Here is a 23846-nt window from a genome sequence, read left to right on the forward strand (position 1 = left end):
ACGCGGGCGACCAGGACATCCAAAACCGTTCGGGATGCCCGCAGTAACCAGGAATGGGTCCAAGACCCACTCCTGCTCACTGATGAGGAACGGTTTCGCGCATCCGCTTCCTCACGCGCACGTCCTCGATGCCGGTCAGGCCGTGGTGTCCACCCCGCATACGGGCTTGCCATCCGGTGCGTCCGGCCTGCGGCCGGTGTGAACGCCGAAGGCGATGTGCCGGCCCGTTCCGTCCCGGGAAACGGGACCGGCAGGCGGCCTACGCGCCCCAGGTGCGCAGCCTCAGCGGCAGTCCCGACCGCCCGGCCGCCGCGGGTTTCACGGCGAGGACCTGGTTGACGCCGAGCCGGCCGTGTTCGAAGCCCAGCGCCGAGGCGGCCATGTACAGCAGCCAGACCCGGGCGCGTCCGGGCGAGGTCAGCCGGACGGCCGCCTCCCAGTGCTCCTCCAGCCGCGCCACCCAGGCGCGCAGGGTCAGCCCGTAGTGCTCGCGCAGCGCCTCCACGTCGCGGACCTCGAACCCGGCCCGCTCCAGCTCGCCCACCGTCGTGCCCAGCGGGGAGAGCTCGCCGTCGGGGAAGACGTAGGCGTCGATGAACTCGTCGACCCGGTACGCCTCTTCGTCCGGCTCCGGCGGGCGGGCGATCTGGTGGTTCAGCAGCCGGCCTCCGGGCCCCAGCAGGGCGTGCAGGGTGGCGGCGTACTCGCGGTAGCGGTCGGCGCCGACGTGCTCGGCCATGCCGATGGACGAAACGGCGTCGTACGGGCCGTCCTTGACGTCCCGGTAGTCCTGGATCCGGATGTCGACCCGGTCGGACAGGCCCTCCTCCGCGGCCCTCTTGCGGGCGTACACGGCCTGCTCTCGCGAGAGGGTGATGCCGGTGACCTGGACCCCGTACTCCCGGGCCGCGTGCAGCGCCATGGAACCCCAGCCGCAGCCGACGTCGAGGAGCCGCTCGCCGGGCTGGAGGCCCAGCTTCCGGCAGACCAGGTCGAGTTTGTCCCGCTGGGCCTCCTCCAGGGTGGCGCCGGGGCTCCAGTAGGCGCAGGAGTACACCATCGAGGGACCGAGGACGTGTGCGTAGAACTCGTTGCCGACGTCGTAGTGGTGGCTGATCGCATGCCGGTCGCGGCTCTTGCTGTGCATCTGGCCGCCCCGGCGGGGGGCCTCCTCGGGCGGCGGCGCGGGCGCCGGCCACGGCCGGGCCAGGGCGACGAGGTCGCGCAGCGCGGCCCGGGCCTCCGGGTCGCGCAGCAGGGCGGCGGTCCCGACGGCGCCCGCGGTCCGCTCCGGCAGCTGCGGCAGGTACGGGCGCAGGGCGCCGAGCTTGCCGAGGCCGGAGCGGCGGACCGCCGGCGGGGCGGCACGGGCGGGGGCGGGCTCCCGCTCCCAGAGCAGGCCGGCCACCCGGTCCAGCAGTTCGAACAGGTCGCCCTCGACGGTCAGGTCCCCGGCGACCCAGGCACGGGCCAGGCCCAGTTCACCCGGCCGCCACAGCACGCGGCGCAGGGCGCGCCGCCTGTTCAGCACCAGGGTGGGGCCGGCGGGCGGTCCGGCCTCGCTGCCGTCCCAGGCGCGAATCCGGACGGGCAGGGGGGCGCCCAGCAGGGTCTCGGCAAGAGCGGCCAGCCGCGGCGCGGCGTCGGTCATCGTCGGCACCTCCAGAACGGTCCGACCGGATGGACTACCCATTTCCGTCGCCGGTCAATCGGGCGGACACGCCGGAGGGGCCGCCCGCACCACGGATGGCGGGCGGCCCCTTCGGGGACGTGCTGGAGGAGTTTCCGGTCAGGCCCGGGTCAGGAGGCCTTGGCCTTCGCGGCCGGGGCGGCCGTGGCGGCCGGAGCCGGCGCCGGCTTGGCGGCCTCGTAGAACTCCTCGCGCGGGGTTTCGAGCGCCCCGAGGGACACGACCTCGCGCTTGAGGAACATGGCGAGCGTCCAGTCGGCGAAGACGCGGATCTTGCGGTTCCAGGTCGGCATGGCCATGCCGTGGTAGCCACGGTGCATGTACCAGGCGAGCCGGCCCTTGAGCTTGATCTTCATCTTGCCCATGACGATCATCGCGACGCCCTTGTGGAGGCCGAGGCCTGCCACCGCACCCTTGTTGGAGTGGGCGTACTCGTGCTGCGGGAAGCCCCGCATGCCCGAGATGACGTTGTCGCCGAGGACCTTGGCCTGGCGCAGCGCGTGCTGGGCGTTCGGCGGGCACCAGGCGTTCTCGACACCGGCCTTGCGGGCGGCGATGTCCGGGACCTGCGCGTTGTCGCCGGCGGCCCAGATGTAGTCGGTGCCCTGGACCTGGAGGGTCGGGGCGGTGTCGACGTGGCCGCGCGGGCCGAGCGGCAGGCCGTAGCGGGCCAGCACCGGGTTGGGCTTGACGCCGGCGGTCCACACGAGGGTGTCGGAGTCGACCTCAAGGCCGTTCTTCAGCACCACGTGGCCGTCCACGCAGGAGTCCATGGAGGTGTTGAGGTAGATCTCGATGCCGCGCGACTCAAGGTGCTCCTTGCCCCAGGTGCCGAGCTTGGGCCCGACCTCGGGGAGGATCTTGTCGGCCGCGTCCACCAGGATGAAGCGCATGTCCTCGCGCTTGATGGTGGTGTAGTACTTCGCGGCGTCGCGGGCCATGTCCTCGACCTCGCCGATGGTCTCCGCACCGGCGAAGCCGCCGCCGACGAAGACGAAGGTGAGGGCCTTGCGGCGGACGTTCTCGTCCGTCGTGGACTCGGCCTTGTCGAGCTGCTCAAGGACGTGGTTGCGCAGGCCGATGCCCTCTTCGACGCCCTTCATGCCGATGCCCTGTTCGGCGAGGCCGGGGATCGGGAAGGTGCGGGAGACGGCGCCGAGCGCGATCACCAGGTAGTCGAAGGGCAGCTCGTACGCCTCGCCGACGAGCGGCGTGACGACGGCGACCTTGCGGTCCTGGTCGATGCTGGTGACCCGGCCGGTGAGAACCTCTGCCTTGGGCAGCACGCGTCGCAGCGGGACGACGACGTGCCGAGGCGAGATGCTGCCTGCGGCCACTTCAGGGAGGAAGGGCTGGTAGGTCATGTACGAGCGCGGGTCGACAACCGTGACGGTCGCCTCGCCGTAGCGCATCTTCTTCATGATGCGCTTGGCTGCGTACAGGCCTACGTACCCACCTCCTACAACGAGGATCCTGGGACGCTCCGTGGTGCTCATGGAACGAGTATCCAGCACCCAAAGGGGTGTTGCTCGTGAGCCCCTTCACAAGGTGACGGAAGGTCTCTGCTACACTGCGCGGCCCACGTGACGGAGGTCATGGTGCGAAACGGGAACCGGGGTGTAACGGGAGTCGTTGTTCACCCGCCCTGAACTGGCCTCCAAGGCTGCAAGCGGAGTAGACCACCGGGTTCGTGGATACCTACCGCCATGCCCGGACCCCCGCCTCAAATCGCACGAACGCTCGCACGAAAGGGGCCTGCGGACCCCGAGAGCGTCCCGAAGGGCCCTTCCCGAGGACCATCAGGCCCCTTTTCCTTGTGAAGAACTTCACGAACTTTCTCGGGAGGAGCGGACCTAAAGCCCCCGTAAGGCCCTCCGGAGGGCCTTCGGAGGGCTTCCGTGACCCTCCCGCGAGGCGTCCACGACGCCCCCGCGAGCCGCTCGTCAGGCGACGGACCAGGCGATTCCGTCGAGGATGTCGTGCTCCGAGACCACGACCTCCGCGGCTCCGGTCCGCTCCATGATCGCGAGCAGTACCAGGGTGCCCGCGCCGATCACGTCCACCCGGCCCGGATGCAGGACCGGGACGGCCGCGCGCTCGGCGTGGGTGTCCGTCAGCATCTGCTCGCTGATCTCCCGGACCGTCTCGTACGGGATCCGCGCGTGGTGGATCTCCGAGGAGATGTACTCCGGCAGTCCGAGGGCGATCCCGGCGACCGTGGTCACCGAGCCGGCCAGGCCCACCAGCGTGCGCGCCTCGCCCAGCGGGACCGTCTCCTCGACCAGGTCCAGCGCCGCCTCGATGTCGGCCCGCATGGCGGCGATCTGCTCCGCGGTCGGCGGGTCGGTGACCGCCCCGTCCACCACCAGATGACGCTCCGTCATCCGGACGCAGCCCACGTCCACCGAGCGGGCCGCCCGCACGTGGTCCTCGCCGACCACGAACTCGGTCGAGCCGCCGCCGATGTCCACCACCAGGAAGGGCTTCTCCATGTGGGTGGTGCCCGTCAGCTCCTTGGTGGCGCCGATGAAGGAGAACTCCGCCTCCTGGTCGCCGGAGATCACCTCGGGCTCGACGCCCAGGATCCCGAGGACCCCCTGGACGAACTCGTCCCGGTTCTCGGCGTCCCGGGAGGCCGAGGTCGCCACGAAGCGCAGGCGCTCCGCCCCCAGCTCCTTGATGACCGCCGCGTACTCGCGGCAGGCCGCGAAGGTGCGCTCCAGCGCCTCCGGGGCCAGCCGGCCCGTCTTGTCGACGCCCTGGCCGAGGCGGACGATCGTCATCCGTCGGTCCAGCTCGACCAGCTCGCCGGTGGCGGGGTCGCAGTCCGCGACGAGCAGGCGGATGGAGTTCGTACCGCAGTCGATGCCGGCGACCCGGATCACGCGCCCGACTCCTTCGCGTCCGAATCCTGTGCGTCCGCCTTGGCGGCGCACGGCGTGACGCAGGCGCCCTTGGCCCACCACTCGGGCAGCATGGCCAGGGCCTCGTCCCCGAACGGGTTCACCCCGGGGCCGGCGGCGAGCGAGTGGCCGACCAGCACGTGCAGGCACTTCACCCGGTCCGGCATCCCGCCGGCGCTCGGGAAGCCCTGCAGCACCTCGATGGCGTCGCGGCGCCGGATGTAGTCCTCGTGCGCGGCCTGGTAGGCGGCGGCGAGCTCGGGGTCCTCGGCGAGCCGGGCCTGCATCTCCTTCATCACGCCGTTGGCCTCCAGCGTGCCGATCGCGGAGGCCGCGCGCGGGCAGGTGAGGTAGTACAGCGTGGGGAAGGGCGTGCCGTCGGGGAGGCGCGGGGCGGTCTCCACCACGTCCGGCTGACCGCAGGGGCAGCGGTGGGCGATGGCGCGCAGCCCGCGCGGCGGGCGGCCGAGCTGCTGCTCGAACGCCTCGATGTCCGCGTCGGTCGGCTCGGTCCGGTCGGTCTGGGGCGGGGGCGTCTGCATGCCTGGAGGAAGTCTCTTCGTTCTCGTGGATGGGTGCGGTGCTCGTCAGTCGCCGGGGCGGTCGGCCTTGTCGACGCCGTCCCAGACGTTGGAGTACCAGGGCCGGTCGGACCCGGCCTGTCGGGTGCGGTGCTGTTCGGCGGCCTCGGCCCCGGGGTCGGTCATGATGTAGCTGATCTCGCCCGGGCGGACGAAGTGCAGGTGCTTGCGCGCCTGCTGCTCGGCGTAGGCGTTGTCCTGCCAGCGGGCCTTCTCGTCGCGGAGGCGTTCGAGGCGCTTGCTCGCGGCCTCGGCGTCCCGCCGCTGCTCCGCGATCTCCGAGCGCTGGGAGACGTACTGGCGCATCGGATACGCGAGGGCGACGACCAGCGTACAGAGGACCAGCACCAGGAGCGCGGCCCGGCCGGTGAGCCGGCTGCGGCGGACCTGGCGGCGCGTCTGCGAGCGGTAGACGTGGGCGGCGGTCCGCTCGCCGAGCTGCTTGAGCCTGGTCGCGGTGGAGAAGGTGGAGAACCGATCCCGGTTCCCGGCCATTGATCCCGCCTCCCCTATGTACGCACTACGCAATACGTCCCCGCACACGGTACGGGACCGAGTGCGGGGACGTACGGAACCAAGGGCGTGATTAGCCCTTGAAGCGCGGGAAGGCGGAGCGGCCCGCGTACACCGCGGCGTCGTCGAGGATCTCCTCGATGCGCAGCAGCTGGTTGTACTTGGCGACGCGGTCCGAGCGGGCCGGGGCGCCGGTCTTGATCTGGCCGCAGTTCACGGCGACGGCGAGGTCGGCGATGGTGACGTCCTCGGTCTCGCCGGAGCGGTGCGACATCATGCACTTGAAGCCGTTGCGCTGGGCCATCTCGACGGCGTCGAGGGTCTCGGTCAGCGAACCGATCTGGTTCACCTTCACGAGCAGGGCGTTCGCGGAGCCCTCCTCGATACCGCGGGCGAGACGCTCGGGGTTGGTGACGAAGAGGTCGTCGCCGACGATCTGGACCTTGGCGCCCAGGCGGTCGGTGATGGTCTTCCAGCCGGCCCAGTCGTCCTCGAACAGCGGGTCCTCGATGGAGACCAGCGGGTACGCCTCGACGAGCTCGGCGTAGTAGTCCGTCATCTCGGCGGCCGAGCGGGACTGGCCCTCGAACTCGTACTTGCCGTCCTTGTAGAACTCGGACGCGGCGACGTCGAGCGCGAGCGCGATGTCCTTGCCCGGGGTGTAGCCGGCCTGCTTGATGGCCTCGATGATGAGGTCGAGCGCGGCGCGGTTGGACTCCAGGTTCGGGGCGAAGCCGCCCTCGTCGCCCAGGCCGGTGGACAGGCCCTTGGTGTGCAGGACCTTCTTGAGGGTGTGGTAGACCTCGGCGCCCCAGCGAAGGGCCTCGGAGAAGGACTCCGCACCGATCGGGGCGATCATGAACTCCTGGATGTCCACGTTGGAGTCGGCGTGCGACCCACCGTTGAGGATGTTCATCATCGGAACGGGCAGCAGGTGCGCGTTCGGGCCGCCGAGGTAGCGGAAGAGCGGGAGGTCCGAGGCCTCGGACGCGGCGTGCGCGACGGCGAGGGACACGCCGAGGATGGCGTTGGCGCCGAGCGAGCCCTTGTTGTCGGTGGCGTCCAGGTCGAACATGGCCTGGTCGATCAGGCGCTGCTCGGTGGCGTCGTAGCCGACGAGCTCCGGGCCGATCTGCTCGATGACCGCGAGGACGGCCTTCTCGACACCCTTGCCCATGTAACGGTTGGGGTCACCGTCACGGAGCTCAATGGCCTCGAAGGCACCGGTGGAGGCGCCGGACGGAACTGCAGCACGGCCGGTGCTGCCATCGTCGAGGCCCACCTCGACCTCGACCGTGGGGTTGCCTCGGGAGTCCAGGATTTCCCGGGCTACGACGACGTCGATGGACGGCACGAGCATCTCCTTCTGGGATGTGACGCTGGGTGTGCGGTGGCATGTCGGGCCGTGGGATGGCCCCGCCGACTAGAGCCTAACCGGATCCGGGCTCTCGGCCCGCCGACCGCCCGCCTCCTGGGACGAAAAAGGGCCCGAATACCTTCTTTCCTGGACATAGGGCTCTCGATCGCCGGCGTTCCGGCCGGGTCGGGCGCGCACAACGCACCACCGCCCGGCGCGTGAGGGGAGACGCGCCGGGCGGTGGGGATGCCGCGTGCTGCACACGCTGCCGCGGTTGTTACCGCAGGATTCAGCTGAGCTTCAGCTTCTGACCCGGGAAGATCAGGTCGGCGTCCGAGACGATGTCCTTGTTGAGCTCGAAGAGCTTCTCCCAGCCGCCCTTGACGCCGTTGACCTCGGCGATGGTGCCCAGGGTGTCGCCGGACTTGACCTCGTACGAGCCGTTGCCGGTCTTCGGGGCCGGGGCCTCGGAGCGCTCGGAGCGGGTGGTCGGGGCGGCCTCGGAGCGCGTGGTCTCCTTCTTCGGCGCCGCCTTCGTCTCGACCTTCTTCGTCTCGGTCTTCTTGGCCTCGGTCTTCGGGGCCTGCTTCGGGGTGTCGGTCGAACCGCCGCCCGAGTACGAGGAGTTGGACAGGCCCTTGCCGCAGACCGGCCAGGCGCCCTTGCCCTGGCCCTTGAGGACCTTCTCGGCGATGGCTATCTGCTGGCCCTTGGAGGCCTGGTTGGCCTGGGAGGCGTACGCCTTGCCGCCGTAGGCGGCCCAGGTGGAGGACGAGAACTGCAGGCCGCCGTAGTAGCCGTTGCCCGTGTTGATGGCCCAGTTGCCGCCGGACTCGCACTGGGCGACGCGGTCCCACTCGGAGGAGGTGGCGGCGGAAGCCGAGCCGGCCGCCATCAGGGGCGCGGCGACGGCGACACCGGCGACACCGGCGAGCGTGACGATGCGGGTGGTCCGCTGGATGGCCGTGGCGCGGCGGTGCTTGCCCTTGCCGGAAAGCAGCATGGAGTTCTCCTCACCGACGCCTACGAGGTGAGCTGTCGGGTTCGGGCGGATGAGTGCCCGGCCGTGCAATGTGGCGCACGACTTAACCCCTAGCCGTTTCCGTGACCATCTCTCAATGGCCGGTCCCGGCGCCTACCTTGGTTCCCCCGCTCCTGCCTTCGGCGCTTGACGCGACGACTGTTCCCCCCGTCCGCCGGCAGGACTCGGCGATGCGGTCGAAGGAGCCCGCGGTGACGGGCGACTCAGAAGGTAGGCAGGTCTCTCCCCGATGTTCAACGAGGAACATCGGGGAGAAACGGCCCCTACTTGCGCTCTTCTTTGGGGCATTTGCGCAGGTGAGGGCGGGGTTTGCGGAAGGCTCCGGGCGGGACACGCCAGTTGACCGGAAGAGACACATGTCTCACTTGCCGATAACGGACATTCAGGTCTTTCTGGGTGTCCGAAGTGTCGCTATTTCTGGCTTAGATCCAGATTCTGGCCGGGCTTGATCAGATCGGCGTCATTGCCGATGACCTGCGCGTTGGCGTGGTAGAGCGCGTTCCAGCCGCCCTTGACCCCCTTGGCGGACGCAATGGTGGCCAGGCTGTCGCCCGCCTGGACGGTGTACGAGGGGTTCGACACCGCGCCGGTCGTGACGGGCACCTCGGTGGCGGGCGTACCACGGTGCTTGCCGTTGCCGGAGGTGTCCGGGATGGCGGCCGGGTCGGTGGAGGCACCCGGGGCCGAGGGGGCACCGGGAGCGCCCCGGGTGACCGGAGCGGTCGGGTCCGCCGGGTTCCCAGGGGTTCCCGGGGTTCCCGGGGTTCCCGGGGTTCCCGGGGTGGTCGGCGCGGTGGGCGTCGTCGGGACCGTGGGGGCGCCGGGGGTCGCGGTCGGGTCGCCGGGGAGCCCCGGGACGGTCGGCGACGTGGACGGAGCGTCCGGGTCGGGCATGACGGGCAGTCCGCTGCTCGGCGCGAGCGGCGCCGGCGGAAGCGTGAAGACCGGGGCCGGAGTCGCGGTCGGGGCGCCGAAGTCCTTCGCCTTCTCGCCGGAGCCGCCCTTCGGGACCGACTTGTCGGGGCGCGAGGGGCTCGGGGCTACGGGTGTGAGCGTGCCGGGCAGGCCCGGGTCCACGGTTGCGGCGGGGGCCTGGCGGGTCAGCCCGGCCGACTCCGAGCACTGCCCCCACGCCTGCGGGCCCTGGGTGCCCAGTACGCGTTCGGCGACGGCGATCTGCTGCGACCGGCTGGCGAGGTCGGGGCGCTCGGCGAAGTCGAGGCCGCCCGACGCGTTCCACTGCTCCTGCGTGAACGACAGTCCGCCGTACGAACCGCTGCCGGCGTTGGCGCTCCAGGAGCCGCCGCTCTCACACTCGGCGACCTTGTCCCACGTGGAGGTGTCGGCCGCACTCGCGTTTGTGGCGGCGAGCAGCGGCAGCGCCAACGCCGAACCGGTGACTCCGGCGGTGACGACTATCGCGGGTACCTGGCGGGGCCGTCTGTGGCGGCCGTTCCCGGAACGCATGAGCTGCACCTTTCGCATAACGACTGGGTAACGGCAGAACCTAGCCGTCTTAGCACGTTCGTCACAACTCCGGTCGGGGGCTGACGTGTGGTCAGGAGGCCTTCAGATGTTTCGGGCTGTGAAGCGGACGGGAAGGGTTCGCAGGCCACGCATGATCAGACCCCCGCGCCAGCGAAGGGTGTTGGGCGGAACAGCAAGTTCCAGATCCGGCAGACGCGTCAGCAAAGTCGCAAGCGCCGTTTGTCCTTCAAGTCGCGCGAGCGGAGCACCCAGGCAGTAGTGGATGCCGTGGCCGTATCCGAGGTGCTGGTTGTCGGTGCGGGAGAGGTCGAGGGTGTCCGGGTCGGCGAACCGCGCAGGGTCCCGGTCGGCCGCGGCGAGGACGACGAGAACCGGATCGCCCGCCGCGACGTCCTTGCCTCCGAGGGTCAGCGGCTCGGTGGCGAACCGCCAGGTGGCCAGCTCCACGGGGCCGTCGTAGCGGAGCAGCTCCTCGATGCCGGTCTCCAGCAGGCCGCTCTCGCCGGCGGCGAGGGAATCCTGGAGGCGGGTGCGCTGGTCAGGGTTCATGAAGAGGGAGTGGACGCCGTTGCCGATGAGGTTGACCGTCGTCTCGAAGCCGGCGAAGAGCAGGATGAAGGCCATCGCGGTGGCCTCGGCCTCCGTCAGATGGTCGCCGTGGTCACTCGCGCGGATCAGGTCGGAAATCAGATCATTGCCCAGATCATCCCTTTTGCGGTGGATGAGTTCACCGAGGTAGGTCCGCATCTGCTTCACGGAGCGGGCGACCCCGCCCCGCGGGCCTCCGCCGTGCCGGATCATCATCCCCGCCCAGTCGCGGAAGTCGTCCTGGTCCTCGCGCGGTACGCCGAGCATCTCGCAGATGGCGTAGATGGGGAGCGGGAAGGCGAACTCGTGGATGAGGTCCGCTTCACCCCGGGCCGCGAACCGGTCGATGAGGTGGTCGGTCAGCTCCTGCACCCGCGGGGTGAACTCGGCGACCCGGCGCGGGGTGAACGCCTTCGACACCAGCCGCCGCAGCCGGGTGTGGTCCGGCGGGTCGATGTTGAGCAGATGCGTCATCAGCTCCGCCTTGCGCTCCCCCGGGATCCCGGTCTTGCCCTTGGCGTGCGCCGGCTCCGCGTGGTGCGCCGGGTTCTTGCTGAGCCGCTGGTCGGCGAGGGCCTGACGGGCGTCGGCGTACCGGGTGACCAGCCAGGCCTCGACCCCGCTCGGAAGCTTGGTGCGGTGCACCGGGGAGTGCTCGCGCAGCCAGGCGTACGCCGGGTACGGATCGGTCGCGAACTCCCAGTCGAACAGGGTCGGACCCTGGGGAGGAACGCTGTCTGCGGGGGCTGCGGAGGTCGGCTCGTGCACCCGCTGACCGTATCCCGTACGCCGGCCGCCATCCCATATGGGCCGTTCGCCGCGGCTGTCCGTAGATCCGCCATCGCTTGACCTCGCGTTCCCGGCCGTTCCTACTGTCGGATTTGTGGATGTGAGGATCTTGAAGAGCAGTTTCGCGGTGGTGGAGAGACGGGCCGAACACGCCGTCAAGTACTTCTACTCCCACCTCTTCTGGCACAACCCCGGGATCCGCGGCCTCTTCCCGGCCTCGGCCCAGGACATGGAACGCCAGCGCGACCGGCTCTTCGCCGCGCTGACCCACGTGGTCGCGCACCTCGACGAGGAGGACCTCCTCCCCTATCTCCACGACCTCGGCCGCGACCACCGCAAGTTCCTCGCCCGCCCCGAGCACTACGCGGCCGTCGGCTCCAGCCTGCTCGCAGCGCTCGCCCGGACCTCCGGCGAGGCCTGGACCCCGACCGTGGAGAAGGCCTGGTCCGAGGCCTACCAGGTGATCGCCGACGCCATGATGGCCGGGGCCGCCGCGAGCGAGGACCCCGCATGGTGGGACGCCGAGATCGTGCGCCACCTGCGTTACGGGCAGGACATAGGGGTGCTGACGCTGCGCCCGCACGCCCCCTTCCCCCATCTTCCCGGCCAGTACCTGAGCGTGAGCAGCGACCGGTTCCCAACGGTCTGGCGCACCTACTCCATCGGCAACGCCCCACGCCGGGACGGCACCCTCGACCTGCACGTCAGCCGTATCGAGCGCGGCCGGCTCAGCACCGCGCTGGTCCGCGAGGCCGGGCCCGGCGAGATGCTGCGGCTCGGCGCGGCCGGCGGGCGGCTGACCTTCCGCCGCGCCGACCGGCCGGTCAGCTTCATCGCGGCGGGCACCGGCTGGGCGCCGATCCGGGCCATGCTGGAGGAGCTCGCCGGGCATCCTCCCGATCAGGACGTGCGGCTGTTCGTCGTCGCCCGGGACGCCGCGCACCTCTACGACCGCCCGCTGATCGACGGGTACGCCGCCGCCTTCGGCTGGCTCGGCGTCACCTACATCACGCCCGCCCCCGGCCGGCACCGCAACCAGGCCACCGGACGGCTCGCGACCGCGCTCGGCCACCGGGCCCTGTGGCCGGAGCAGGACGTCTACCTCAGCGGCCCGGCGCCGTTCGTCGAGGAGACCGCGAAGCTGCTCGCGGAGCTGGGCGCCCGCCCCGACCGGATCTTCCACGACTCCGTGCCCGCCGCCGGCACCGGCCACGGCCCGAACGGCCGGCCCCTGGGCTTCGGGGAGTGGTTCCTGAGCCGCCCCGCACCGCACTGGCTCGACCCGTCGGGCCGCGCGCCCGGCCCCCGGTAGGACCCTGCCGCCGCCGGCTACCCGCCGACGCCCTCGGCGGCCCGGATCGCGTCCCGGTAGACGCGGGCCGCAGCGCGCAGCGCGGTCTCGGGGTCGACCCCCGCCGCCTCGGCGCGCGCCGCCAGTTCCAGCAGCTCGTACCCGATGCCTTCGCCGCGGGGCAGCTCCACGGCCACGCCGCCCGCGCGGACCCGGCCGGCGAGCTTGGCCGCGAGCGCGAGACCGGGCTGGCCCAGCGGGATCCCGTCGGTGACCGACTCCCGCTGCTTCTCGACCGCCTTGGTCCGCTGCCAGTGCGCGCTGACGTCTGCCGGGGTCTGCGCGTCCGCGTCCCCGAAGACGTGCGGGTGCCGGTGGATCAGCTTCTCGACGAGGCTGCCGGCGACGTCGTCGACGGAGAAGGGCTCATCGGGATGCTCCTCGGCGATGCGCGCGTGGAAGACCACCTGGAGGAGTACGTCGCCGAGTTCCTCGCGCAGCGCCTCCCGGTCCCCGTCCTCGATGGCCTCGACCAGTTCGTACGCCTCCTCCGTGGCGTACTTGACCAGTCCCTCGTGGGTCTGGCGCGAGGTCCAGGGGCATTCCCGGCGGACCCGGTCCATCACCTGGACGAGGTCGAGCAGGCGAGCGCCGGGCAGATCGTACGAGCCGGGCAGCAGTTCGAGGTCGGGCATGTCGACCCGGCCGGAGCCGGCGAGCCGGGCCAGCCCGTCGGTGAGCCGCTGGTCGCCCTCGCCGCCCGGGATCACCACGACCGTGCGGCCGCCGGCGCAGGCCTCGACGAGCTCGTGCGCGTCCGGGGTCTCGTGCGCCACCTCGACGCCCGCCTCGCGCAGGTACGGCAGCTGCGGGTGGCCCGGGTCGGCGCACAGCACCCGGTCCGCGGCGTGCAGGGTCTGCCAGGCCGGCCAGGACAGCAGTCCGGGGGCGACCCGGTGGCTGGCGGTCAGCAGGACGATCCGGCCGGCGGCCGTTCCGCCGGCGGCAGCGGGTTCGGCGGACGCGGCGGACGCGGACGCGGCGGGGGCGGGTTCGGCGGCGTGGTCGTTCACCCTCCGAACCTACCTCCTCCCCCAGCCTGCGGCCGGGGGTGCCCCCAGGCCGGTCAGGCTCCGGCGGGGGCCTGCTCGGGCCGGGTCCGCTGGACGATCCACGGGGTGTCCTGGTCGCCGAGCACGATCTGCTGCGCGTCCCAGACGCCGTAGCGCGGGTTCACCTCGATGTGCAGTGCCTTCGCGGCGGACGCGAGCTTCTCGACGGCCTTGTCCTGGCTGCCGTAGTGCTCGAAGAGCTTGTCGCGCAACAGCTTGAAGCGGGCGTCGGCGTCGAGCTGACCGGGCGCCAGGTGGGCCTGCTCCAGGGCCGCCGCGGCCAGCTTCTCGCTGCCGCCCGCCTTCTCCAGCTGCGCCTTGCGGAAGTCCTGGACCTCCTTGTCGCTGACACTCACGCCCGCGTCCTCGGCGGCATGCTCCAGGACCACGGTCTGGATCATCTTGTTGAGCTTGACCCGCTCCAGGCCGGGCGAGGCCTGGATCAGCTGGGCGGCGGTCGGCCCGGACTCGTTCTGCGCCGCACGGACGTCGCCCACCTGGGCCTGGAGCGCGGAGGTGGTGATCCGTTCGCCGCCGACGACGGCCGCGGTGCCGGGGCGGGCCTGGCCCGAGCAGGCGGACAGCAGGGGGGCCGCCGCGAGCAGGGCGGCGGAGACGGAGAGCGCTGTGCGACGGTGCAAAGGAGCCTCCAGGGCCGGAAGATTGTGCGTCGGTGCACAAGGGCCGTGCGGTGATCGATGGTATGCAGTCAAGGTGATCCGGGCCACCGGTTCGACCAACGATTCCCGGGGTGTAGGGGTACGCCTCTGTTGATGTCGCGGCCGCCCCGTGGCCACCCTCCGGTCGACCGGCACTGCCAAGGTCGGCCCACCATGTCGACACCGCACCGCTCGCCGCGCCGCCGGAGCCTGCACGGCTCGGCCCTCGCCGCCCTGATCACGGTGGTTGCCGTGTGCGCCGGGGACGCGGTCGCCCGCGTCTTCCCGTACGGGCACCGCCACCGCAGCATCAACGACCTCGGCAACCAGTTCGTCCCCTTCCACGCCCACCTCTGGGACCTGCTGCACGGGCGGGCGGAGGGCGGGCTGCTGCTCAACTGGCAGTCCGGCTACGGCACGAGCTTCCTGCCCGACTTCGGGACGTACCTCTCCAGCCCCTTCGCGGTGCTCGTCGGCCTCTTCCCGCGCGCGGACATCGACCTCGCGGTGTACGTGGTCACCGTGCTCAAGACGGCCGCCGCGGCGGCGGCGATGGTCTGGCTGCTGCGCACCCAGCGCCGCGGGCCGTGGTGGGCGGCGGCGCTGCTGGGGGCCTCGTACGCGCTGTGCGGCTGGTCGGTGATCGAGGCCTCGTACAACCCGATGTGGCTGGACGGGCTGATCGCGTTCCCGCTCCTGTGCCTGACGGGTGAATGGGCGCTGCGGGGGCGCCGGACGGCGGCCGCCGTCCTCGTGCCGGCGCTCTGCTGGACGGCGAACTTCTACACGGCCTACATGGCGACACTCGGCGCGGCACTGGTACTCCTGGTGCGGGTGGTGCCGGAACGCGCCTGGGGGCACCTCCCAGCGGTAGCTGGGGGAGCGGTACGGGAGCGGCTGGCGGTGCTGGGGCGCGCGGCGGGGACGACCCTGCTGGGCATCGCGGTCTCCGCCCCGGTGCTGGTCCCGCTCTTCCTGAGCTCGAAGCAGGCGTACCCGGGGTGGACGCGGCAGTTCCGGCCGGTGTCCTGGCCGGACCTGTTCGCGCGGATCCTGCCCGCGACGTACTCCTTCTCCTCGCCGGCGCTCTTCGTGGGCACGGGGACGCTGCTGCTGGCTGCGGCCCTGCCGTTCCACGGGGCGGTCGCCCTGCGCACCCGCCTGTGGTGGGCGGGGCTGACGGTTGCCGTCCTCCTCTCCTTCCAGTGGACGCCGACGCATCTGGCCTGGCACGTGTTCGCGACCCCGAACGGGAGCCCGTACCGGCAGACGTTCGTGCTGGCCGGGGTGGCCGTGATCGCCGCGTGGACCGGGCTGGCGGCCGGGCTGCCGGGGCCGCGGGCGCTGGCGGCGGGGACCGCGGTGCTGGCCGCCGCGGCCGTGGCCGCGAGCGGCAGCCCGCTGGCGACGACGTGGGGATACGGGCTCTTCTGCGGCGGCCTGGCGTTCGCGGCCGCGGCGTGGTGGTGCCTGCGCCACCGCAGGCTGGTCCTCCCGGCGGCCGGGGTGCTGGTACTGGTGCTGGTCGGCCAGGCGGCGGCGACGACGGCGTACGGGCACCAGGGCAAGCTGGCGGGCCTGGACGACTACCCCTCGTGGGGCGCGGCACACACGGCGCGCGCCGAGGCCCTGGCCGGCGCCGCGGGCTGGCCGGCGTACCGCACCGACCCGAGCCGTCCCGCGCTGTCGGGCAACGACCCGATGCTGCTGGGCGGGGAGGGCGGCGCGTACTACAGCAGTCACACCCCGGACGTCTTCACCCGGACGATGGTGGCCCTCGGGGCGGGCTGGACCTCGCGCGGGCGCAACGTGCAGAGCATCGACAACCCGGTGACGGACGCGGTCTTCGCGGTCGGCGCCCGCCTGCGGCCCGACGGGACGATCGGCCGGGCGCAGGTCCCCCCGCTGGTCACGGTCCGCCCGCCGGGACCCGCCCCCGCCTACGGGGAGTCCCCCTTCCGCAACCAGGAACTCCTGCTGGGCGCCGCGGTGTACGAGGACCCGGTCTCCCCCGGTGTCTGCCGCGCGGGCACGGAGGCCTACCTCTGGGCGCCGGAGTACAACGCCACGGCCCGCCGCGCGGACGGCCCCGCCTTCCGCCTGAACGGCAACGCCCCCCGCAACCGGGCGGCCCTCCAGCCGCTCGGCGTCTCCCGGGGGGCCTCCTCGGCCTTGGTCTTCGACGCTCCCGCGCCCCCGCGCTGGACCCTGTCCTGCCTGGACCGCACCCGTCTGGAGCGCGCGGTGGCCGCCTTGCGCGCGGCGGCCCCGGCCTCCCTGCGGGTCGGCTCGTCGGCCGTCGATGCCACCTTCCCGGCGGGCACCACGGGCACGGCGGTCCTCTCGTCCCCGGCGATCGCGGGCTGGACCTGCAACGGCCGCCCGGCCACCGCCTACCTGGGCCTGGTCTCCGTCCCCGTGACCCCCGGCACCACCACGGTCGCCTGTACGTTCCGCCCTCCGGGCCTCGTCGCGGGCACGACGGTCGCGGCGACGGCCCTCCTGCTCCTGGCCGTGCTCCTCGCGGCAGGGCGGCGGCGCAGGACCCGGACCGGCCCGGCCGGCCCGATCACATCCGTCGCACCCCTCGCGCCCGCGCCGGCCCCGCCCGACCGCCTCGCCGCCGGGGAATCCGCCGCGGCTCCGTGAGCGGCGGCGGTCAGCGGACCTGGGAGAGCCACTGGAGGGTGCGGCGGACCTCCGACGAGAAGGGGTGCGTCGGGCCGTGGACGCGGTCCGCGTCGAAGAGGAGGCGGACCAGGGTGTCGTGGGCCGCGGGCCGGTCGCCCAGCGAGAGCAGCAGGTGGGCTATGCGGCGGCGGACGTCCAGCGGGAGGCCGGGGTCCGGATTGGCGTAGTGGTTCTCGAAGAGCGGGAGCAGGGAGCGGTATTCGGCCAGGGCCGCCCCGGGCTCGCCGAGCTGCTCCAGGCACTGGGCCGCGTCGTAGCGAAAGCGCAGGGACTGGGGGTCACCGGCTGGGAACTCGTCGGCGAGGCGCCGCAGTTCGGGCAGGGCGCGGCGGAACTGCCCGTCGTCCATCAGCGTGGCGGCGTACTGCTTGCGCAGGGAGCGGACCACCGTCGAGTGCTCGCCGTGCTCGGTCTCGGCGGCCGGGAGGATGCCGCCGAGGATGTCCACGGCCTGGGTCAGGCGCCCCTGGTCCAGGAGGCTGCGGACCTCGTCCACCGCGGCCGGGATGTCCGGCCGGGGCGGGGTCGGCGGCGCGGTCGGCTGCGGCGGGATGGCGGCGGCGCGGTCCGGCCAGGGGGCGTGCGGGCGCAGGAAGGGGCGGGTCGGGTCGAGCGCACCCGTCGGCGCGCCCTGCTTGGGCAGCAGCGGCACGAGGGCCTCGTACACCTGCTGCGCGGAGGAGGGCCGGTCCTGCGGGTCCTTCGCCAGGAGGTGGAGCAGGGTCGCTTCGAGCTGGTGCGGGATCTCCGGGCGCAGCCGGCGCACCGGGACCGGCGGCTCGTAGAGGTGGCGGTGCAGCACGCCGAGCGCGGTGGACCCGGCGAACGGGACGTTGCCGCTGAGGAGTTCGTACAGCAGGACGCCGAGGGCGTACAGGTCGGTGTAGGGGCCGACGGCGCCGCCCATCGCCTGCTCGGGGGCCATGTAGGCCGGGCTGCCGATCGGCGTGCCGGTGCTGGTGAGGCGGGTGGTGTCGGTGTCCATCACCGAGGCGACGCCGAGGTCGAGGACCAGCACGGTGCCGTCCGGGCGGATCATCACGTTGCGCGGCTTCAGGTCACGGTGCACGATCGGCACCGCGTGCACGGCGGACAGCACCCCGCACAGCTGCGCGACGACGGCTACCGCCCACGGCCAGGGGTACGGGTCGTGCTGGACGAGGTGGCTGGCGAGGTCGATGCCCTCCACGTAGCCCATGACGAGGAACAGTTCGTCGCCGTCGCTGCCCGCGTCGTGGACCGTGACCAGCCCGGGGTGGTCCACCTGCGCCGTGACGCGGCATTCGCGCACGAAGCGGCGGCGGAGCTCGTCGGCTACGGAGCCGGGGCCCGCCACCTTGTCGGGGCGCAGCAGCTTGACGGCGACGCGGCGGTCCAGCCGCTGGTCGTACGCCGTCCAGACCTGGCCCATGCCGCCCTGTCCGAGGACGGAGGCCAGCTGGTAGCGCTCGCCGATGATCCGGTCGTCGTCCGTCACCGGGCCGGGCCCTCACCCTCGTTGCCGCGCGGGCTCGGGTTCGGGTTCGGCGCGTTCGGGTTCGGGTTCGGGTGCGGCGTCTGCTTGCGCAGCAGTTCGCTCAGCTCGTCGAGCTCGGCGCGGACCTGCCCGATCCGGGGCGGGGTGGCCGGGCCGGGCCCCGGGGCGGGGGCCGGCGTCGGAGCGGGGGCCGGGGTCTGCTGCCGGGCCGCCGGGTACCCGTACGCCGGCCCGGCCTGCTGCGGCGGCACGTACGGCGCGGGCTGCGCCGGGTACCAGGGGGCGGTCCGGGCCGCCGCCGTCTTGGCCTCGTAGTGGCGGATGTCGGCGACCAGGAAGTACACGCAGGTCACGAAGCCGGTGATGATCACGCCGAAGGCGCCGGTGTTGCCCTGCCAGCCGTTGGTCTCGGGCGTGGGGTCGGCCCCGATCAGCGCGGTCCAGGCCACGGTCAGCACGACGTTGACGGCCAGCAGCCACCAGTCCCTGGGCTTGCGGGTGACGGCCGCGAGCCGCAGCATCGTGCCCCAGCCCAGGAAGCCGCAGCTCAGGACGGGCAGGAGGGCGAACAGCACGCGCAGTGCCACGACTCCCCCGGTACTGGGCTGGGGGCCTTGCTGCGGCGGGAGGCCGGGGCCGTGCATCGCTGCTCCTGACGGACCGTGTCGACGAAGTTTCAGGTCTGAGCGTATACAGCGTTTCCGGCCGCCAGTGAGGGGTTGCGCCCAACCGTTGCAGGGTCGCCGCACACCCCCGCCCGGCCGGGGCCGGGCGGGCCGGGCGGAAAACGCCGACGGCCCCTGACCGGCGGCGACTACCCTCGGCAGTCGAGTTGCTGTTCCAAGGGGGAATCCACATGCGGAGCCGGACCATCGGCATGTCCGTACTGGCCGCGACGGCCCTGTTCGGGCTGACGACGGCGTGCCTGCCCGGGGGCGGGGGCAAGGCCGTCGGCATCGGCAGGGCGGCCCGCGCCGCCGCGTCGGCGTCGGCCGGGGCCACGCCCGCACCGGCCGCGAAGGGCAAGGGGGCGGGCAAGGGCACCGGCATGCTCGCGGACCTGTCGGGCGCCGAGATCCTGAGCCAGTCGCAGGAGGCGATGCGCAAGGTCGAATCGACCCGTGTCGTCGCGAAGATGCACGAGGAGGGCAGCCCGGTCGAGTTCGACCTCACCCTCGACAGGAAGGGCAGCTGCAAGGGCTCGGTCCGATACAACGGGATGGGCAAGGTGGACCTGATCAAGTCCGCGGACCTGATCCACTTCAAGGGCGACGCCGACTACTGGCGGGCCACGGCCGCGAAGGAGCACGCACCCAAGAGGCAGGCGGACGCGATGGTCACGATGCTCGCCGACCGCTGGCTGAAGATGCCGGTCTCCGACGCCAAGGCGTCCGCGATGAAGCACCTGTGCGATCTGGACAAGCTGACGGACGGCCGCGGCCGGCCCAACCCGCTGGCCCGCAAGGGCGAGACGGTCACCGTCGACGGCAAGCAGGCGCTCGCCGTCATCACGGCCGCCAAGAACGGCACGGAGACCGACTACATCGCGACCCAGGGCACTCCGTACGTCCTTAAGTCCACCGTCTCCGGGGACGAGACCGGAGAGGTCCTCTTCTCCGCCTTCGGCGCTCAGGTCGACACGGCCCTGCCGGAGGGCGCGGACGTCCTGGACCTGTCGAAACTGGGCGACGGCGGACCGGCCGAAACGGTCTGAACCTTCGCGGCCCGCGCTGCGGCCGGGGCGCTCCGGTGAGGAGCGGCCCCGGCCGCGTACGCCTTACGACCCGAGGATCGTGGTGAGGAACTCCCCGGTCCAGGCCAGCAGCTCCCGCCCGACCAGCGGCTTCCCGCCCACCCGGGCGGTCTTCGGCCGCGGGACCAGCACCTGCGAGGTGGCCGGCTTGAGCACCGTGCCCGGGTAGAGCCGCTTGAGGCGCAGCTCCTGCGATTCCCGCAACTCCACCGGTCCGAAGCGGATGTTGGGGCCCTGGAGGGTGATGTCGCCGACCCCGCAGGCCCGCGCCAGCATCCGCAGCCCCGCCACCAGCAGCAGGTTCTCCACCGGCTCCGGCAGCTTGCCGTAGCGGTCGTGCAGCTCCTCCCGTACGGCCTTGATGTCCGCCTCGGAGCTCGCCGACGCGATGGACCGGTACGCCTGCAGGCGCAGCCGCTCGCCCGGCGCGTAGTCGTGCGGGACGTGCGCGTCGACCGGCAGCTCGATCTTGACCTCCAGCGGCGGCTCCTCCTCCACCCCGCCCTCGACCGCGGCCCGGTAGTCCGCCACCGCCTCGCCGACCATCCGGATGTACAGGTCGAAGCCGACGCCCGCGATGTGCCCGGACTGCTCGCCGCCGAGCAGGTTGCCCGCGCCGCGGATCTCCAGGTCCTTCATCGCCACGTACATGCCCGCGCCCATCTCGGTGTGCTGGGCGATCGTCGCGAGCCGCTCGTGCGCGGTCTCGGTCAGCGGCTTCTCCGGCGGGTACAGGAAGTACGCGTAGCCGCGCTCGCGGCCTCGGCCCACGCGGCCGCGCAGCTGGTGCAGCTGCGAGAGGCCGAAGTTGTCGCCGCGCTCGACGATCAGGGTGTTCGCGTTGGAGATGTCGATGCCGGACTCGACGATCGTCGTCGAGACGAGCACGTCGAACTTCTTCTCCCAGAAGTCCACGACGACCTGCTCCAGGGCCTGTTCGGACATCTGGCCGTGCGCCGTCGCGATCCGCGCCTCGGGCACGATCTCGCGCAGCTTGGCGGCGGCCCGGTCGATGGACTCGACCCGGTTGTGGATGTAGAAGCACTGGCCCTCGCGCAGCAGTTCGCGCCGGATCGCCGCGCCGATCTGCTTCTCCTCGTACGGGCCGACGAAGGTGAGCACCGGGTGGCGCTCCTCCGGCGGGGTGGTGATCGTCGACATCTCGCGGATGCCGGTCACCGCCATCTCCAGGGTGCGCGGGATCGGGGTCGCGGACATGGTGAGCACGTCCACGTTGGCGCGCAGCTTCTTCAGCTGCTCCTTGTGCTCGACGCCGAACCGCTGCTCCTCGTCGACGATGACCAGGCCCAGGTCCTTGAACTTCGTCTCCTGCGAGAACAGGCGGTGGGTGCCGATGACGATGTCGACGGACCCCTCCTTCAGGCCCTCCAGGGTGACCTTGGACTCGGTGTCGCTCTGGAAGCGGGACAGCGCCTTCACGTTGACCGGGAACTGGCTGTAGCGCTCGGAGAAGGTCCCGAAGTGCTGCTGCACCAGCAGGGTGGTGGGGACGAGGACGGCGACCTGCTTGCCGTCCTGGACCGCCTTGAAGGCCGCCCGGACCGCGATCTCGGTCTTGCCGTAGCCGACGTCGCCGCAGATCAGCCGGTCCATGGGGACCGACTTCTCCATGTCCTCCTTGACCTCGGCGATGGTGGTGAGCTGGTCGGGCGTCTCCGCGTACGGGAAGGCGTCCTCCAGCTCGCGCTGCCAGGGGGTGTCCGGGCCGAAGGTGTGGCCGGGGGCCGCCATGCGCGCGCTGTACAGCTTGATGAGGTCGGCGGCGATCTCCTTGACGGCCTTCTTGGCGCGCGCCTTGGTCTTGGTCCAGTCGGCGCCGCCGAGCCGGTGCAGGGTCGGGGCCTCGCCGCCGACGTACTTGGTGACCTGCTCCAGCTGGTCGGTGGGGATGTAGAGGCGGTCGCCGGGCTGGCCGCGCTTGGCGGGGGCGTACTCGACGAGGAGGTACTCGCGGGTGGCGCCCTGCACCGTGCGCTGCACCATCTCGATGTAGCGGCCGACGCCGTGCTGCTCGTGGACGATGTAGTCGCCGACCTCCAGGGTGAGGGGGTCGATGGACTTGCGGCGCCGGGTCGGCATCCGGCCCAGGTCCTTGGTGGCGGTGCGCTGGCCCGTCAGATCCGTCTCGGTGAGGACCGCGAGCCGCAGGGCCGGGTCGACGAAGCCGTTGTCGAGGGAGCCGCAGGCGACGTGGACGAGGCTGGGCTCCAGGGTGCGCAGGTCGGCTTCGAGCCGGGCCGCGATGCCCTCGCCGCCGAGCACCTCGACGGTGCGGGCGGCCGGGCCGTGGCCCTCGGTGAGGTAGACGGTGTGCCAGCCGTCGGCGATCCAGGCCTTGGTGTCGGCGAGCGCCCGGGCGGTGTCGCCGCGGTAGGCCTCGGGGGCGTGCATGCCCAGCTTGAGGGTGTCCCCGTTCAGGGCGGCGTCGTCCGCCGCGAAGGGGGACACCGACCACCACATCATGTTCAGCTCGCGGGCCCGGTCACGGACGTCGGCGATGCCGCGCAGCGAGGCCGCACCGACGTCGATCGGGGCCGCGCCGCCGCCGGCGGTCGCGGCCCAGGAGGCCATCAGGAACTCCTGCGAGGTCGCCACCAGGTCGGCGGCCCGGGTCCGCACCCGCTCCGGGTCGCAGACCACGGCCATGGACCCGGCCGGCAGGACGTCGATCAGCAGTTCCATGTCGTCGACGAGGACCGGGGCGAGGGATTCCATGCCCTCCACCGCGATCCCCTCGGCGATCTTGTTCAGCAGTTCGCCGAGCTCGGGGTGCTCCTCGGCGAGGGCCGCGGCCCGCTGCCGTACCTCGTCGGTCAGCAGCAGTTCCCGGCAGGGCGGGGCCCACAGCCCGTGCTCGGCGACTTCCAGGGACCGCTGGTCGGCGACCTTGAAGTAGCGGATCTCCTCGACCTCGTCGCCCCAGAACTCCACGCGCAGCGGGTGCTCCTCGGTGGGCGGGAACACGTCGAGGATGCCGCCGCGCACGGCGAACTCCCCGCGCTTCTCGACGAGCTCCACCCGGGCGTACGCGGCCGCGGCCAGTGCCTCGGTGACCTCCCCGAGGTCGGCGCTCTCGCGCTGGCGCAGGCTCACCGGGACCAGGTCCCCGAGCCCCTTGACCTGCGGCTGGAGCACGGAGCGGATCGGCGCGACGACGACGGAGACGGGCCCTGCGGACGGGTCGTCCTTGCTCGGGTGCACCAGGCGGCGCAGTACGGCGAGCCGCCGGCCCACGGTGTCGCTGCGCGGCGAGAGCCGCTCGTGCGGGAGGGTCTCCCAGGACGGGTACTCCGCCACCTCGTCGGGCGGCAGGAAGGACCGCAGCGCGGCGGCCAGGTCCTCGGCCTCGCGCCCGGTGGCGGTGACCGCGAGCACGGTCCGCTCGGTCCGGGCGGCCAGCGCGGCGATGGTGAAGGGCCGTGCGGCCGGCGGTCCGACGAGGTCCACGTGCATGCGGTTGCCGTCCCCGGCCGCGGTGACCGCCTCGGCGAGGGCCGGGTCCCGGGTGACGGCGTCGAGCAGTCCGTGCAGGCTCATGAAAGGAGGCTTCCGTCCGGTGAAGGGGCAACGCGAAGGGCCCGACACGTCTCACGGGCCGGGGGTTCCACCCTACGACGCGGGGGTGTCTCCCGCGCGAGGGATTGCGGCCACTGCGGGGAGTGACGGACCCGCCCGGGCCTCCGATCCCCGCGGTGCACCACCGGCCGCCGGACCGCCGTACGCCGCCGGCCCCGGTCCGCCCCGAGGGGCGGACCGGGGCCGGCGGGTTCCCCCGTTCCCCCGTACGACCGCGCGGCTAGTGCTGTGACCGGATAGGTTCGCCGGGTTGCTCAGGCTGCGGGTGCGAGGGGGCGTCCGCCCCAGCGGAGGCCCTTCTCGCTGCGGATGCGG

Annotated in this window: 17 protein-coding genes and 1 riboswitch; of the genes, 3 read left to right on the forward strand and 14 right to left on the reverse strand. The window is 72.3% G+C overall.

Annotation, left to right across the window (positions count from 1 at the left end):
- Nucleotides 1-259: 259 nt before the first annotated feature.
- The 9 genes from ABTY04_RS37295 to ABTY04_RS37335 all read right to left on the reverse strand — a co-directional run bounded on the left by ABTY04_RS37295 (nt 260) and on the right by ABTY04_RS37335 (nt 10930).
- The gene (locus ABTY04_RS37295) at nt 260-1651 is read right to left on the reverse strand and encodes a class I SAM-dependent methyltransferase (RefSeq protein ID WP_352217876.1); all 1392 of its coding nucleotides are present in this window, start codon (nt 1649-1651) and stop codon (nt 260-262) included.
- Nucleotides 1652-1800: 149 nt separating this feature from the next.
- The gene (locus ABTY04_RS37300; RefSeq protein WP_352217877.1) at nt 1801-3186 is read right to left on the reverse strand and encodes an NAD(P)/FAD-dependent oxidoreductase; all 1386 of its coding nucleotides are present in this window, start codon (nt 3184-3186) and stop codon (nt 1801-1803) included.
- 447 nt (nt 3187-3633) lie between these two features.
- Nucleotides 3634-4575: a Ppx/GppA phosphatase family protein gene (locus ABTY04_RS37305; RefSeq protein WP_352217878.1), complete on the reverse strand. Its 942-nt coding sequence runs from the start codon at nt 4573-4575 to the stop codon at nt 3634-3636.
- On the reverse strand, nt 4572-5135 hold the full coding sequence (locus ABTY04_RS37310) for a DUF501 domain-containing protein (protein ID WP_352217879.1): 564 nt from the start codon (nt 5133-5135) through the stop codon (nt 4572-4574). The genes ABTY04_RS37305 and ABTY04_RS37310 overlap by 4 nt, the downstream gene beginning before the upstream one ends.
- Before the next feature lie 45 nt (nt 5136-5180).
- Nucleotides 5181-5669: an FtsB family cell division protein gene (locus tag ABTY04_RS37315; protein ID WP_352217880.1), complete on the reverse strand. Its 489-nt coding sequence runs from the start codon at nt 5667-5669 to the stop codon at nt 5181-5183.
- Between the two features lie 91 nt (nt 5670-5760).
- Complete coding sequence (eno, locus tag ABTY04_RS37320) at nt 5761-7047, reverse strand: phosphopyruvate hydratase (RefSeq protein ID WP_030028493.1); 1287 nt, start codon at nt 7045-7047, stop codon at nt 5761-5763.
- A 286-nt stretch (nt 7048-7333) separates the two neighbouring features.
- Entirely contained in the window at nt 7334-8047 is a 714-nt protein-coding gene (locus tag ABTY04_RS37325; protein WP_352217881.1) for a transglycosylase family protein, read from the reverse strand.
- A 2-nt stretch (nt 8048-8049) separates the two neighbouring features.
- Nucleotides 8050-8221: riboswitch (cyclic di-AMP (ydaO/yuaA leader) on the reverse strand.
- A 276-nt stretch (nt 8222-8497) separates the two neighbouring features.
- The gene (locus ABTY04_RS37330) at nt 8498-9553 is read right to left on the reverse strand and encodes a transglycosylase family protein (protein WP_352217882.1); all 1056 of its coding nucleotides are present in this window, start codon (nt 9551-9553) and stop codon (nt 8498-8500) included.
- Nucleotides 9554-9655: 102 nt separating this feature from the next.
- Nucleotides 9656-10930, reverse strand: coding sequence for a cytochrome P450 family protein (locus ABTY04_RS37335; protein ID WP_352217883.1), 1275 nt, complete (start codon nt 10928-10930; stop codon nt 9656-9658).
- Nucleotides 10931-11051: 121 nt separating this feature from the next.
- Here ABTY04_RS37335 and ABTY04_RS37340 point away from each other — a divergent pair, with 121 nt between their 5' ends.
- Nucleotides 11052-12263, forward strand: a complete 1212-nt coding sequence (locus ABTY04_RS37340) for a globin domain-containing protein (protein WP_352217884.1) — start codon at nt 11052-11054, stop codon at nt 12261-12263.
- Nucleotides 12264-12280: 17 nt separating this feature from the next.
- Here ABTY04_RS37340 and ABTY04_RS37345 read toward each other — a convergent pair whose 3' ends face one another.
- Together ABTY04_RS37345 and ABTY04_RS37350 are read right to left on the reverse strand one after the other, a co-directional pair.
- A complete protein-coding gene (locus ABTY04_RS37345) occupies nt 12281-13315 on the reverse strand; it encodes a nucleoside triphosphate pyrophosphohydrolase (protein ID WP_352217885.1) in 1035 nt (344 codons plus the stop codon).
- Between the two features lie 53 nt (nt 13316-13368).
- Nucleotides 13369-13995, reverse strand: coding sequence for a SurA N-terminal domain-containing protein (locus tag ABTY04_RS37350; RefSeq protein WP_352217886.1), 627 nt, complete (start codon nt 13993-13995; stop codon nt 13369-13371).
- Between the two features lie 192 nt (nt 13996-14187).
- Between ABTY04_RS37350 and ABTY04_RS37355 the strand changes: the two genes are divergently transcribed.
- A complete protein-coding gene (locus tag ABTY04_RS37355) occupies nt 14188-16662 on the forward strand; it encodes a YfhO family protein (RefSeq protein WP_352217887.1) in 2475 nt (824 codons plus the stop codon).
- A gap of 10 nt (nt 16663-16672) precedes the next feature.
- On the opposite strand, the gene ABTY04_RS37360 is transcribed toward ABTY04_RS37355, so the two are convergent.
- Together ABTY04_RS37360 and ABTY04_RS37365 are read right to left on the reverse strand one after the other, a co-directional pair.
- Nucleotides 16673-18181: a protein kinase domain-containing protein gene (locus tag ABTY04_RS37360; RefSeq protein ID WP_352217888.1), complete on the reverse strand. Its 1509-nt coding sequence runs from the start codon at nt 18179-18181 to the stop codon at nt 16673-16675.
- Entirely contained in the window at nt 18178-18768 is a 591-nt protein-coding gene (locus ABTY04_RS37365) for a hypothetical protein (protein WP_352217889.1), read from the reverse strand. Before ABTY04_RS37365 ends, ABTY04_RS37360 begins: the two co-directional genes overlap by 4 nt.
- A gap of 269 nt (nt 18769-19037) precedes the next feature.
- Between ABTY04_RS37365 and ABTY04_RS37370 the strand changes: the two genes are divergently transcribed.
- Nucleotides 19038-19895, forward strand: coding sequence for a hypothetical protein (locus ABTY04_RS37370; RefSeq protein WP_352217890.1), 858 nt, complete (start codon nt 19038-19040; stop codon nt 19893-19895).
- A 63-nt stretch (nt 19896-19958) separates the two neighbouring features.
- On the opposite strand, the gene mfd is transcribed toward ABTY04_RS37370, so the two are convergent.
- Nucleotides 19959-23492, reverse strand: coding sequence for a transcription-repair coupling factor (gene mfd, locus ABTY04_RS37375; protein ID WP_352217891.1), 3534 nt, complete (start codon nt 23490-23492; stop codon nt 19959-19961).
- Between the last annotated feature and the right edge of the window lie 354 nt (nt 23493-23846).

It is taken from the genome of Streptomyces sp. NPDC097981, from assembly GCF_040302565.1.
Classification (GTDB): Bacteria; Actinomycetota; Actinomycetes; order Streptomycetales; family Streptomycetaceae; genus Streptomyces.

Coding starts and splice junctions, on each gene's coding strand:
- ABTY04_RS37295 (WP_352217876.1), bottom strand. CDS start 1,651: ATGACCGACGCCGCGCCGCGGCTGGCCGCTCTTGCCGAGACCCTGCTG.
- ABTY04_RS37300 (WP_352217877.1), bottom strand. CDS start 3,186: ATGAGCACCACGGAGCGTCCCAGGATCCTCGTTGTAGGAGGTGGGTAC.
- ABTY04_RS37310 (WP_352217879.1), bottom strand. CDS start 5,135: ATGCAGACGCCCCCGCCCCAGACCGACCGGACCGAGCCGACCGACGCG.
- ABTY04_RS37315 (WP_352217880.1), bottom strand. CDS start 5,669: ATGGCCGGGAACCGGGATCGGTTCTCCACCTTCTCCACCGCGACCAGG.
- eno (WP_030028493.1), bottom strand. CDS start 7,047: ATGCTCGTGCCGTCCATCGACGTCGTCGTAGCCCGGGAAATCCTGGAC.
- ABTY04_RS37325 (WP_352217881.1), bottom strand. CDS start 8,047: ATGCTGCTTTCCGGCAAGGGCAAGCACCGCCGCGCCACGGCCATCCAG.
- ABTY04_RS37330 (WP_352217882.1), bottom strand. CDS start 9,553: ATGCGTTCCGGGAACGGCCGCCACAGACGGCCCCGCCAGGTACCCGCG.
- ABTY04_RS37355 (WP_352217887.1), top strand. CDS start 14,188: ATGTCGACACCGCACCGCTCGCCGCGCCGCCGGAGCCTGCACGGCTCG.
- ABTY04_RS37370 (WP_352217890.1), top strand. CDS start 19,038: ATGCGGAGCCGGACCATCGGCATGTCCGTACTGGCCGCGACGGCCCTG.
- mfd (WP_352217891.1), bottom strand. CDS start 23,492: ATGAGCCTGCACGGACTGCTCGACGCCGTCACCCGGGACCCGGCCCTC.